The sequence below is a fragment of the Bacteriovorax sp. BAL6_X genome, from assembly GCF_000443995.1.
Lineage (GTDB): Bacteria > Bdellovibrionota > Bacteriovoracia > Bacteriovoracales > Bacteriovoracaceae > Halobacteriovorax_A.
The window spans coordinates 496,954-509,545 of record NZ_AUMC01000003.1; the positions used below are offsets into that span (position 1 = coordinate 496,954).

Here is a 12,592-nt window from a genome sequence, read left to right on the forward strand (position 1 = left end):
TTATCGGCATGAACAGGGGAGATTAAAAAAAAGGCGCTTAAGAAAGCGCCCTTGGAAATTATTTCTAGTTTAAAGTAATTTGATCAACTAATTCATTTAGCTTATTTAAGGCCTGAATTGGAGTTAAGTTGTTGATATCAACTTTTGATAAGTGATCTTCAACTTGTTTTAAGTACTCAGGTATTTCTGCAGGTGTTTGTACACTAAAGAAATCTAGTTGTTCGCTATGGTCACTATCAAGTAGTGCTTGAGATACGCTTGATTCCTTTTCCATGCTCTTAAGAATTGATTGTGAGCGCTTAAGAACAGTTGGAGGAAGCCCCGCAAGCTTCGCAACATAAATACCAAATGATTGTGAAGCCGCTTGTTCAACAAGACGGTATAGGAATTTTACATTTCCTCTATGGTTCTGTGTTTCAACTGTAAGGTTCTTTGCCTGTGGGTAGCGATCCGCAAGATCAATTAACTCATGGTAGTGAGTTGCAAAGAGACAAAGTGCTTTTGTATTTTCAATGAAGTGCTCAACCAGTGCCCATGCGATTGAAAGGCCATCATAAGTAGAAGTTCCGCGACCAACTTCATCAAGAATAATAAGAGACTTATCTGTTGCGTGTCTTAGGATCTCTGCTGTTTCGGCCATCTCAACCATGAAAGTCGATTGACCTTTTAAGATATCATCACTTGCGCCAAGGCGACTAAATAAGAAATCGCAAATACTAACCTTTGCGTTTTCAGCAGGAACGTATGAGCCAATTTGAGTGAGAAGTTGGATAATGGCAATCTCACGCATAACAGTTGTCTTACCGGCCATGTTTGGACCTGTGATAAGACCAAAGTATGTTTCATCATTAAGTTTTAAATCATGTGGAATAAACTGGTCCTTGATGGCCGCTTTTATTAGTGGGTGCCATGCACCTCGAATATCCATGTCACGAGACTTATCTGAAATTGTAGGTCTTGAGAATTCTTCGTTACGAGCAATCCAAGCTAGAGACTGTAGAGTATCTGTTGCCGATAAGATATTTGCTAGTGTTTGAATGGCCAAGCTAAGATTTGTAATCTGTTTGATTAGACCTTTAAAGATTTCTCTTTCTAGTTTTTCAAGCTTCTCACGAGCAACAACAACTTCTTTTTCAAATTGTGTTAACTCTTCAGTCGCATATCTTTCTGAGTTAACAAGAGTTTGTCTGCGAATAAAGTTTTCAGGAACCTTATCAGTATGAGTCTTTGAAACTTCAATAAAGTAGCCAGCTACGTTATTTGATTTAATACGAAGCTTTTGAATTCCTGTTTCCTCGCGGTAGCGATTTTCTAGTTCAACGAGGGCCTGCGCCGTATTTTGTGACATCTTTGCAAGGTGGTCACGAGTTTCATTTGCACCTTCTTTGATTAAGTTTCCTTTATCAAGGTTGGCACCTATTTCGTCATTAATAGTCTTCTTAATTTCATCACGTAGAGAGAATAGCTCTTTCTTAGCGTTTTCTTCTAGGTCTGTGAAAACATTTGTCGGAAGTTTATGAAGTGAGTTTATTAACTCTTCAAAAACATCAACAGCACTTGCTATGTTGAGAAGGTCCCCTGCATTAGCACGATTTGTTGCGGCCTTTGCTAGAATTCTTTCAAGGTCACGAACATTATTAAGTGCCTCGCGAGTGTCTTGTAAAAGATCATCATTCTTTAAAAAGAATTCAATTGTATCAAGACGATTTGTGATCTCTTTCTTATCTGTTAATGGACTTGTAAAAACTGTTTTAAGCTTTCGAGAACCCATTGAAGTCTTTGTCTTGTCCATGAAGCCAAGAAGAGAGTCTTTATATGTCTCACGTGACTTTGGAAGAATTTCAAGTCCTGTAAGAGTTGGGATTGTGACTTTCATTGCACCTGTGCGATCAGAGAGACTGAAAGCATGAAGGTGAGTGAACTCTTCGTGGTTTTGAGTTGAACAAATATAATATGAAAGCGCTCCAATTGGACTAAGAACTGTTTCATTCTCTTTTAAGAGTTGATCACGCTTATAAGTTGGAATTAATTTTTCAAGATAAACACTTGAGTACTTCTCATCAAAGTACTCCTTAGAGAGGTGAGTAACAAGCGTTCCGTTGTGCTCATTTAGCGTTGTCACACTTTCATACTTATCCCATTGACCTAAGTAAGTAATAAACTCTTTTGGGTGAAGAACACGAATCTTTTCAATGAAGTCTTCAAAGCTATCAAGAATGAAGCCTTTGAAAAATCCTGTTGTAAAATCAATGGCAACGATTTCAAAACGGCCATGAACTTCATTGCAGGCGATAATGAATTGATCTTCTTTTGAGTCGGTCTTATCAAGATCGTATGGCATACCTGGAGAGACAACTTGAGTTACCGCTCTCTTTACGATCCCTTTTGCTTCTTTAGGGTTTTCTACTTGTTCACAAATTGCAACTTTCAAACCTTCGCTTGAAAAACGATCAATATAAGTTGCGGCAGCATGGTGTGGAATTCCGGCCATTGGAATTTTATGGTCTCCAAGCTTTCCTCTGTGAGTGAGAGCTATATTTAAAATCTTTGAAGCGTTTATGGCATCTTCAAAGAAAACTTCGTAAAAGTCGCCCATGCGAAACATTAGCATGTGGTGGCGATACTGAACTTTTATCTCGTGATATTGGGTCATCATTGGTGTAAGCTTAACGCCTTCGGCAACGATTTTTTCAATCTCTAAAGTCATATTATTGATTCCCTTAAGTGTTGTGAATTCTTGAGCGATTAACTCTACCAAATGCACTACCATTGGAAAAGACTTCAATACTTACAATTGGCATGACGCACTTATTTGTCGTAAAATAGAAGGACGTAAATAGCTGATTATTTACATAAACTGAAGGAAGCTCTTTTTGCTAAGCGTTGGACAGCAACTGTCAATTTGGTTATTTCTCATTGGCATCGTTTCATCTACATTTTTTGGTCTCTTTAGTCGTTACGAAGAAAATGAATTCGACCAGTCGATATCGGATCTTTTAAACCAAGACATCTATTCATATTTTAAAAATGTGAAATATTTTAAAATGGCAGACAAGGACGCGCGCTATCACTTAGAGGCCGCAGAGGTTTCACAAAACTTAACAACAGACGTGCTTATCCTTACAGAACCTAATGGTGTTCTTATCAATGATCACCAAGCAGACCCAATGTACTACGATGCCTACACTGGTGTTTTAAATGCAAAAGAAAAGTACCTCTCTCTAAGAGGAAAGGTGGTTCTTAGAAATCGTAATATGAGTATTAAGTCTGAAAGTATGAATTATTCTGATAACTCTCAAATCGTAAACTTTCGTGGTAAGGCCCAGTCAATTTCAAAAGACTTTGACTCTGCTTATGAAGTCGCGGTAAATGCAGATGAGCTAAGTTATAACCTCGTGTCTGAAGTTGGAACTTATGATGGAAATGTTGAGGGAAGAGTGCAGAGAGTGAGGGCCTATGAAGACTCAGTTAAGTTTTTTGCAGACTCATTAGTGGTTGATAAGAGCAATCGCAATGCCAACATGAGTGGAAATGTAAAATTTCAGAAATCTCAACTACTTGCAAGTGCCCGAAATGGCGAAATCTATCTAGATAACTACAATAAAAAACTCAAGTATTATGCACTTTATGACGATGTGGTCATTGAGGAAACTGTTTCTCCAAAGGGACAAACTCCTTTTAAAAGAAAAGCTTTCAGTGAGAGGCTTGAAGGGTATATGGCAGAAGATAAAATTGTTCTGCTTGGCCTTCCAAGAGTTTATCAAAAGAAAGACGTTTTAAAAGGAAACACAATTGTTCTTAGGCGAGACATCGAGACCATAGAAGTTGATGATGCTAATACGAACTTTAAAATAAGGTAATAGCAGCATGGTTGAAGAAATCGCACAATTATCAGCTCATGGTTTAAAGAAAGTCTACGGCGGCAGAGAAGTCGTTAAAGGCGTAAGCATCGATGTTAAGCAAGGAGAAGTTGTAGGACTACTCGGCCCAAACGGTGCAGGTAAGACAACATCGTTTTATATGATGGTAGGACTGGTCAAGGCAGATGAAGGAAAAATTGATTTATCTGGCGAAGACTTAACTGAACAACCAATTCATATTAGGGCATTAAAGGGTGTCGGCTATCTTCCACAAGAAGCAAGCATCTTTAGAGATTTAACGGTTGAGGCCAATATCTTTTCGGTTCTAGAAAACCGAGACTTACCAAGGGCCAAGAAGAAGACACTTCTTGATAACTTGATAGCAGATTTTGGACTTGGACATATTAGAAAATCTCTTGGTTCAGCTCTTTCCGGTGGTGAAAGAAGAAGAGTTGAGATTGCACGAACATTGGCACTTGAGCCTAAGTTTGTTCTTCTCGATGAGCCTTTTGCAGGAGTTGACCCATTAGCAGTTAATGACATTCAAAATGTTATCAACAGCTTAAAGAGAAGGAATATCGGTGTACTGATCACCGACCACAACGTAAGGGAAACATTAGGAGTAGTTGATCGAGCGTTTATTATGAGTAGTGGAGAATTACTTGTAAGTGGGACACCGGATGAAATTGTAAACAATGAAAGAGCAAGGAAGTTCTATCTTGGTGAAGAATTTAGAATGTAGCTAGACCTAGGCAAATAGCTGGTCTGGTTACTAAGAAATAAGGAACCAATATGGCCACAAAACTTTCACAAAATCTCAGTCAAACTCAACAGCTCGTGATGACGCCACAGCTTCAGCAGGCGATTAAATTACTGACATTAAGCCATTTAGAAATGACAGATGTTATCGCTAAGGAGATGGTGGAAAATCCAATGCTGGAAGAGTTTTCACCAGGTGAAAGTGATTACAAACTCGATAAGTTAGAAAATCAAACAAAAGAAGCCAAGGCCGATGATTTTAAAGAAGAGGCCATGATGAGTAGTGGCGACGATATGGATTGGCAAAAGTATGTCGATAGTTATAACTCGACAACTTATGAGCCAAATATGGCCGCGCCATCTCTAAGTCCAGATGATATGCCTAATTACGAGAATATGGTTTCCAAGGGAGAGTCTCTGGCTGAACACCTCGAGTGGCAACTTCGTATGGAAGCTTTAAGCGATATTGAAATTGACTTTGCTATTGAGGTTATTGGGAATATTAACGATGATGGATACTTGTCGTGTCCATTTGATGAACTAATTGAAAAAACAAAATTAGAGCGTGAGCACTGTCTTGATATTTTAGAAGTTGTTCAGCGTCTGGATCCTGTTGGATGTGGTGCTCAAGATCTTGTTGATTGTCTTTTAGCGCAAGCAAGAATTGCAGAAGAGCGTTCACCACTTCTAGAAAAACTAATACGTTTCCATTTAACGAATCTAAAGAATAGAGACTTTAAAAAGATTATTGCGGATACAGGTGTATCGGAAGAGCAGATCATTGAAACAGCAAAACTACTTCATAACTTTCATCCAAAGCCTGGTCGCCTTGTTGGTGGTGGAGATACTCACTATGTCACTCCTGATGTTTTTGTTGTTGAAGTTGGAGGAGAGTTCGTTGTTCAGGTTAATGACGATGGTGTACCAAGATTAAGAATTTCTAAAATGTATCAGGATATGCTTAATCAAGCAGAATCCCTAAAAAATAAAGAAGCTAAAGAGTTTGTAGAAGAAAAACTTAAGTCGGCTTTATGGCTAATAAAGTCTATAAATAAGAGACAGCGAACAATTGATCTTGTGGCAAAGTCAATTGTGAAAAAGCAGCAGCAGTTTTTTAAGAAGGGTCCGAAATTTTTAAAACCAATGGTTCTTAAAGATGTTGCTAATGAGCTGGGAGTTCACGAGTCTACAGTTTCTCGTGCTACTTCAAATAAGTATATGCACACACCAATTGGTCTATTTGAATTGAAGTACTTTTTCAATGCGGGAATTGGTGGAGACAAAGGTGGAATCGACGTTGCAGGTGAAGTTCTTAAACTAAAAATTAAAGAACTTATCGACAATGAAAATGAGAAGAAGCCTTTGTCGGATCAGAAGATTGCCGACCTTTTGAGCCAAGAAGATGTGAAGGTTGCGAGACGTACGGTCGCTAAGTATAGAGAAATGCTTGGGATTTTGTCGTCATCAAAAAGAAAAGTAAAATAGCTCGATATTTTGGAGAAACTGCCGATAGGTTTATTCAAGATACTATACACATAGAGGAGAACGTATTTTATGAAAGTAACAGTAAGTTTTAGACACCTTGAGCATACGCCAGCACTTGATGAGAGAATCCAAGAGAAATCAGCTAAAATTGCCAAGTACCTTGATGGAAATCTTCATCTGAAATGGAGTTGCGAAGTAAGGGATGGTCGCGAGCATTACGCTGAGGTCGAAGTAATTGGACCTAAGTTTGACTATCATGCAAAAGCTCACTCAGATAGCCTATATAAGACCATTGATCTTGTTGTTGCTAAGATTGAAAAGCAGGTACAGAAGAAGAAAGAGAAAATGCTTAATAAGAAAAAGATGCCACATAAAGATATGGAAATCCTCGATCCTAATGATGCGTGGATGGACTACGACGATATGGCGTCTTAATTACTTAATATAAACATACTTTCTGTATATAAAGTCACATAAAGCCTTCTGTAATGGAAGGCTTTTATTTTGCCTCCGGTACTGGTATGCTTGCTGGTCAAGAAAAGGAGACAAAATGAAGTTAATTATTTCAATTCTGATCACATTCAGCGCACTTTCATATCAAGAGGTCTCTTCACATACGAATTTCTATAAGAAGATAGTTGAGTATACGAAGAAGAATAAACTTAAAACAAGCGATGTCCTTGTTGTTTACGATATTGATAATACACTTCTAAGGTTTAAAACGAGTTTTGGAAGTGACCAATGGTATGGTTGGCAAAATGACCAAATAAAGAAGGGCTGTCCTGTTCACTGTATTGCTAAGTCTGTTAGTGGACTGTTGGATTATTCATATAAAGCGACTTTTATTTCTGACATGATTCTTGTTGAAAAAGAAATTCCAACTCTAATTGAAAAGCTGCAAGAGTCTGGTTACGGTGTTTCTTCAATTACTTCAAGAGGACCAGTTAATTACCCTGCTACAATTCGCGAGCTTAATAAGAGTGGAATTGATTTTAAAAAGTCCAATGCTCCAAGGCTTCCCTTTATGACAAAACTTTACGGAAGAGAAGTGCGCTATGCTGATGGTGTTTTTATGACTTCTGGCCTTAATAAGGGAAAAATGCTGACTCACTTAATTAACCGACCTGGGCTTGATAAGAAGTATAAAGCAGTATTCTTCTTAGATGATCGTCTAAAACACATGAAGACAATGGATAAAGAATATAAGAATAATAAGGCCAATAAGCTTCCGGTATTTGCCTATCGTTTAACGACGACAGATGCCATTGTGAAAGAGTTTAATGAGTCAGATAAGAAACTTGAGATTCGCATTGGTGAAGAGTTTAAAGAATTAATTAAAAATCTTAATTAAAATATAAAAGCCTTCGTAATGAAGGCTTTTATATTAATATGAGTTGTGCAGACAGCATTCATTCCAATCGTTGTACAAGTTGTTCTAAAGCTACCGTGTTTTACAGGGGAGCGCTTAAGCTCCCAATTATCTTTGATATATTTCTTTGAGGCTTTCTTGTATCTTTTTCCATCAGAAGACTTAATTGAAAAGAAGCCAAAATTGAAAATGACACCCTTTTCCTTTCTCATTGTTTTGTTCGTTTGATACCAGATATTTACTTATAGAATTCACGTAAGAAATCTTTCAGAATTTTCTGCTCTACGGAACCTTTTGTTCTTGCTGGAGCGGTAATTCGGACATTGAGTTCAATTTCATCCTTACTTGTGAAGTTGATTTGAACACGAGGTTTTAAGATCGGTGTTTCTAAGTGAGATTTAGTGAATAGCTTGTTTAAGACAACTTGGGCCTGCTCAAAATATTCAGAACAGTAGAACTCAGATCTCTCAAGAAGAATTTTCTCTGCTTTTTCCCAGTCACAATCAGGAGAGAGGATCACTTTAAAAGTATGGAGAACGAAGCTCTTGAGAAATGATTCGTTAGTCACTCGGTTCGTTAAAAATGTTGAGTTGGGTATGATAACTGAGCGTCCCGTATAATTATGAGATGTCTTATTTGGTCCAACCTCTAAAAGAGTTGTCGTAAATAGATCGCGGTCAATCACACTTCCACGTTTTCCTTCGATCTCAATAGTATCTCCAATGATAAATCCACCAGAGAAAGTTTTGTAAATACCACCCATAATATTTAGTGATACTTCTTTCGTTATTAGTACTATTGCAACCATGAGGGCCGCAAGAGAGAAGGCGAGATTCTTTAGTTCTGTTGAATAGATATAGAGGGTAATAAAAACGAAGATAATCGTTAATGAAATATTTGTATTAACGACGTAGCGTCTTTTGGTTTCAATATTAATACTGCTTGTCTTCTTTAAAATGAAAGAAAAGATATGATTTGTTATATAAAACAGAATCAGCACAAATATTACATATACCGATTTCTTAATATCACCCTGTGTGTCGACGAATATATTATCTAAAGTCATAGCGAAATTATAAGGCCAAATAGCTGATTTCCAAACGATTTTATGCGTTAAAAATGTCGAATATTAAAGACATATTTAGATGTGCCATGCTAGACTGAACTAATTCGTATATTCAGATTAAATTGCTAAGTAAATATTAAACGTTGAATGGGATTTATAACATATGTTAAATGTTTCCAATATTTCAAAAATTCAAAGTAGTGAAACACTATATAGTGGTGGAACCTTTCAAATAAATCCTGGTGAGAAAGTTGGGCTTGTTGGTCCAAATGGTACAGGAAAAACAACTCTTTTTCGTATGATCATTGGTGAAGAGAAGCCTGATGAGGGACAAATCTCTTTTCCTGATAAGCTTCGTTGGGCCTACTTCTCTCAAAAAGTTGGGGAGATGGCAGGTCAGACTGCTAAGGAAGTTGTTATGTCTGGTGACGTAAAGATTTCTGAACTAGGGGCCAGGCTTAAAGAGTATGAAGAAAAGCTAGTAGACTGCGCTAATATGAGTGAAGACGAAATGAATGATGTCCTAATGAAAATGGGTGATGTTCAGTCTGAGTTTGAAAAGCGTGGTGGATACGATTTAGAAACACGCGCAGAAGAAGTGCTAACTGGTCTAGGAATTATGCCAGTTGATCACAATAAGATGATCGAAGACTTCTCTGGTGGATGGAAGATGCGTATTGCTCTTGCCCGTGTTCTTGTTATTAATCCTGAACTTATCTTAATGGATGAGCCTACCAATTACCTTGATATGGAATCTATCCTATGGCTTGAGGAGTGGTTAAAGAATTTCAAAGGTGGGATCTTTATGACAACCCACGATCGTGATTTCATGAATAACGTTTGTAATAAGATTATTGAAATTGCTCATAAGAGAATTACGACTTATACGGGAAATTATGACTTCTATGAAAAGGAAAGAGACCTACGTCGTGATCAACTAATTGCTCAAGCATCTCGCCAAGCCGATATGCTAGCAAAAGAAGAAGAGTTTATTGCAAAATTTAAGGCACGTGCCTCACATGCTGCTCAAGTTCAATCGCGTGTAAAAAAACTTGAAAAGATTGATCGTATTGAAGTTCCGGCCGAAGAAGAAACAATTAACTTCCAATTCCCAACGCCTCCAAGGGGTGGGGATGATGTTGTTATTATCAAAGACCTTTCAAAATCATGGCCACTGTCTGATGGAAGTGCACATGAGGTCTTTCATGGCCTATCTACAACAGTTAAAAGAACAAATAAAATAGCAGTTGTTGGAGTTAATGGAGCCGGTAAGTCGACACTTTTAAAATGTATTACTGCTCATACGCAGCCAACTGCTGGTAGCGTTGCTATTGGTCCAAGTATTAAGATCGGATACTTCTCTCAGTATTCACTTGAGGTTTTAAATCCTGAAGCAAGTGTTTTTGATGAAGTAAGAAAGGATCTGCCGACGGCAAGTGATGGCTATATTAGAAACCTACTTGCGGCCTTCTTATTCAGAGGCCAAGACGTTGATAAGAAGGTTAAGTACCTATCTGGAGGGGAGAAGTCTCGCCTTGTGATGGCCGTACTTCTTTCACAAAATAATAATTTCTTAGTTCTAGATGAGCCGACAAACCACCTTGATATTAAATCAAGAGAGGTTCTTCTAGATGCACTAAAGCGATATGAGGGAACAGTGATGTTTGTATCCCACGATAGGCACTTTCTGAGCGAATTAGCAGAAAATGTTTATGAAGTGGATAAGGGGGAAGTTCGCATCTTCCCGGGTTCATACGTTGAATACATGGAGAGACAATAATGATTAACTTGCAGAATACGGAAGTGCAGTACTTACTACTGTTCACAATTCTTCTCATTCTTCCAAAACTTTTACTTCGCTTTCAAATTCCGATTGGTATTTCATCAATCTTTTTAGGAATTGGAGCAGGACTTGGCCTAGGCTGGTTTCAAGGTGATGACCTTCTTCTTATGCTTTCTCGTCTAGGGATCACTTCTTTATTCTTATTCGCAGGCTTTGAAGTTGAGTTTGAAGAACTTAAGCAAAACTGGAAGGAACTTTTAGGAGGTGTGGCGCAGACAATGTCGATAACACTCGTTGTGGCATTTGTTATTCACTTATTCTTCTCAATTGGTTTTCGTGCAGCAACTTTAATTGCTCTAGGGATTATGACTCCTTCAACTGGTTTTATTTTAAACTCTCTAAAGAATTATGGATTTAGTGAAGGGCAAGAGTATTGGATTCGTTCAAAAGCAATATCTAAGGAGATCTCTGCCATCTTACTGCTATTTATTACTCTTCAGTCGGAGAGTTTAGTAAACCTTGGTAGTTCTACCCTTATTTTAGTTGCCCTCAGTATTTTCTTACCTCTATCTTATAAATTATTTTTCAAATATATCGCTCCATATGCCAAAGATTCAGAAGTTGGGTTCTTAATTCTTACCGCCCTTATTTGTGGTGTTATTACAAAGAAGATTGGAACATATTATCTTGTTGGTGCCTTCCTAGTTGGATTTATTGCTTCAGAATTTAAACACTTTGGAAAGTCTGAAAAGTCGGAAGAAATTCTTAAAAATCTACAGATGTTCTTTTCTTTCTTTATTCCATTTTACTTTTTTAAGGCAGGTGTAGGTTTTACTGAAGATCTATTTACACTGGAAGGGCTATATATTGGATTGGCCTTTTTAGGGATCTTTATTCCACTAAGAATTTTTAATACATATTCAAATATGAAGTTCTTTATGCAGGATTTTTGGCCAGATCGTAAAGAGATTACGGTTTCATTACTACCAACGCTTATCTTTGGTTTAGTCATGGCCCAAATTGCTAAAGAACGCTTTCAGGTTCCTTTAGAAATTATTTCTGGTCTGGTTATTTACACACTTGTTTCAAGCGTTATTCCGGCCTTCATATTTAAAAAAGTACCACCAGAAAACTATTAGAAATACATGGTTGCGCCTAAGATGAATTGATGATTCATCGGGCGCTCTCCAGTTGCTTCTACGCTATCATCTAAGATAAACTCCATACCTAATTGATATAAACCATTAGTAAAAATATAAGAGCCTAGTATCTTTGACATCTCGTAGTCTTCAAGGCCTTTATCATCTGATACCTGCCAATTATAACCAAGCATTACTTGATGATAAGTATTAAAACGCCAACCAAGAATTGCTTCAATATTTTCTGAAGTCACAAATCGTCCATCAATTAGTTCAAGATCCTTAGTGTCTCCGTAAATTGCAGCAAGAAAGAGATGGTCAAAGTAGTACTGTATTCCAGCTGTTACTGACAACTTAGCATGTTCGATTCCGTTATTATTTGAATTGAGATTGATTGCCGCGAGACCAATTTTAAAGTCTTTATTCAAATAGCGAATTGAGGCAGCAATTGAATGTTCAAGAGTAAGGATAGAATCATTTATACCATCTCCGTTGGAGTCGTAGTCAGAACTCTCATCTCCTGTAAACTTAGTTTGTGCTCCAAAGTGAATATTACCAAGTTTGTAGCGTACCTCTAGTAGATCAACACCGCGGGAGGTCCCAATGATTTCACTATTGGCCGTGTAGGTAGAGGAGGCAAAAGCCCCCGTTACCATAAAAATGTCAGTCATTCCCGTAATGTCATACCAGACAGACCAGTTCTTCCCAAGAGTTGCATATAAATCTCCTCTCTCTATCCAAAGATATGCAAGCCTCGTTGAGAAGGGCCGGTCGCTAGTATTGTCAACTTGAAAGCGTCCCGTTGTGTTTGGGATGCTTTGAATATTTTGACTCGTATTACTGGTATTGATTCCAAACTCAGCACGAAGTCCTGTGGTGAACTTCTCGAAGAGGTCATCTCTCTTATACTTAAACCCGAATCGAGAAGAGTTATTATTTAATGATTGGGCCCCATGTTGACCAATGGCCGCCATAGAGATTTTTCCGTAAAGCTCAAAATTATCACCGAGGTTCTTTGCTGTAATAGAATTAGAATAAAGAAATGAACTCGCACATAGAGAAAGCGCGAGAGACTTTCTTAAACTTAAAACCCACATAGATCCTCACTCAAATCAGAAATCAATAAACTTA

General features: G+C 37.7%; 11 protein-coding genes. 7 read left to right on the forward strand and 4 right to left on the reverse strand.

What is annotated here, in order from left to right; translation table 11 throughout:
* Window positions 1-64: 64 nt before the first annotated feature.
* Window positions 65-2,758, reverse strand: a complete 2,694-nt coding sequence (gene mutS, locus M902_RS02495; RefSeq protein WP_021266360.1) for a DNA mismatch repair protein MutS — start codon at window positions 2,756-2,758, stop codon at window positions 65-67.
* Window positions 2,759-2,873: 115 nt separating this feature from the next.
* Here mutS and M902_RS02500 point away from each other — a divergent pair, with 115 nt between their 5' ends.
* From M902_RS02500 to M902_RS02520, 5 genes are all read left to right on the forward strand, one after another.
* A complete protein-coding gene (locus M902_RS02500) occupies window positions 2,874-3,860 on the forward strand; it encodes an LptA/OstA family protein (RefSeq protein ID WP_021266123.1) in 987 nt (328 codons plus the stop codon).
* Window positions 3,861-3,867: 7 nt separating this feature from the next.
* Window positions 3,868-4,602, forward strand: coding sequence for an LPS export ABC transporter ATP-binding protein (lptB, locus tag M902_RS02505; protein ID WP_021265816.1), 735 nt, complete (start codon window positions 3,868-3,870; stop codon window positions 4,600-4,602).
* 50 nt (window positions 4,603-4,652) lie between these two features.
* Complete coding sequence (rpoN, locus tag M902_RS02510; protein ID WP_021265891.1) at window positions 4,653-6,104, forward strand: RNA polymerase factor sigma-54; 1,452 nt, start codon at window positions 4,653-4,655, stop codon at window positions 6,102-6,104.
* A gap of 69 nt (window positions 6,105-6,173) precedes the next feature.
* Window positions 6,174-6,539 carry a ribosome hibernation-promoting factor, HPF/YfiA family gene (gene hpf, locus M902_RS02515; RefSeq protein ID WP_021266419.1) on the forward strand — a complete coding sequence of 122 codons (366 nt, stop codon included), beginning with the start codon at window positions 6,174-6,176 and terminating at the stop codon, window positions 6,537-6,539.
* A 115-nt stretch (window positions 6,540-6,654) separates the two neighbouring features.
* Window positions 6,655-7,455 carry a DUF2608 domain-containing protein gene (locus M902_RS02520; RefSeq protein ID WP_021266219.1) on the forward strand — a complete coding sequence of 267 codons (801 nt, stop codon included), beginning with the start codon at window positions 6,655-6,657 and terminating at the stop codon, window positions 7,453-7,455.
* Here the strand turns inward: M902_RS02520 and M902_RS02525 are convergent.
* A complete protein-coding gene (locus M902_RS02525; protein ID WP_040313777.1) occupies window positions 7,452-7,685 on the reverse strand; it encodes a hypothetical protein in 234 nt (77 codons plus the stop codon). The two genes, M902_RS02520 and M902_RS02525, sit on opposite strands and share 4 nt — an antisense overlap.
* Before the next feature lie 26 nt (window positions 7,686-7,711).
* Entirely contained in the window at window positions 7,712-8,539 is an 828-nt protein-coding gene (locus M902_RS02530) for a mechanosensitive ion channel family protein (protein WP_021265911.1), read from the reverse strand.
* Window positions 8,540-8,702: 163 nt separating this feature from the next.
* Between M902_RS02530 and M902_RS02535 the strand changes: the two genes are divergently transcribed.
* On the forward strand, window positions 8,703-10,319 hold the full coding sequence (locus tag M902_RS02535) for an ABC-F family ATP-binding cassette domain-containing protein (protein WP_021266432.1): 1,617 nt from the start codon (window positions 8,703-8,705) through the stop codon (window positions 10,317-10,319).
* Entirely contained in the window at window positions 10,319-11,461 is a 1,143-nt protein-coding gene (locus M902_RS02540; protein WP_021265806.1) for a cation:proton antiporter, read from the forward strand. Before M902_RS02535 ends, M902_RS02540 begins: the two co-directional genes overlap by 1 nt.
* On the opposite strand, the gene M902_RS02545 is transcribed toward M902_RS02540, so the two are convergent.
* Window positions 11,458-12,558 carry a porin gene (locus tag M902_RS02545; RefSeq protein ID WP_021265737.1) on the reverse strand — a complete coding sequence of 367 codons (1,101 nt, stop codon included), beginning with the start codon at window positions 12,556-12,558 and terminating at the stop codon, window positions 11,458-11,460. The genes M902_RS02540 and M902_RS02545 overlap by 4 nt on opposite strands.
* Between the last annotated feature and the right edge of the window lie 34 nt (window positions 12,559-12,592).